Genomic DNA, 466 nt, shown 5'->3' with positions numbered 1-466 from the left:
CGGTGTCCCATGTCACGCGCTGCAGCGGGGCAATGGGGGCGTCGAGGTCATGCGAGCGTTGGCGGATGGCGGGATACAGGAGGCGGCCTTCTAGGCTGACGGTTTCTCCCAGCGCGGAGCCCTTCACGCAGAGGCGCCCTGCGTTGGCGGGGTGCGTTGGATCGCCTTGAATGCTGACACTGCCATCCGCTTGCGGGGTCGCGAGCACGCCGCAGCCGACGCCGCAGTAGGGGCAGGTGGTGCGCACGGCGTTCGGTATTGGGTGGATGGGGATGGTGGTCATCGTCATTTCCGTATTGCTGTGCGTTTGTCGTGCACCCCTTGTTTCACCCCCTGCCGGGGGCGACTCACTTTCTTTGTCTTGCCAAAGAAAGTAAGCAAAGAAAGGCGCGCCCGAGATGGCGAAAGATTGCTTGAATTTCCGTAACCGGGCGGAGAAGGACCGAAACTCGCTGCGCTCAGACAG

At 62.7% G+C, this 466-nt stretch carries 1 protein-coding gene; it reads right to left on the bottom strand.

The features are described from left to right. Positions 1-283 (bottom strand): hypothetical protein (locus I6F21_RS37725; RefSeq protein ID WP_225184384.1); only part of this gene is annotated, 283 nt, incomplete at its 3' end. Between the last annotated feature and the right edge of the window lie 183 nt (positions 284-466).

The organism is Bradyrhizobium sp. NBAIM03 (assembly GCF_020194055.1).
Taxonomy (GTDB): domain Bacteria; phylum Pseudomonadota; class Alphaproteobacteria; order Rhizobiales; family Xanthobacteraceae; genus Bradyrhizobium; species Bradyrhizobium yuanmingense.
The sequence above is the reverse complement of the archived record's forward strand: the minus strand, read 5'-3'. Positions and strand labels throughout refer to the sequence as shown.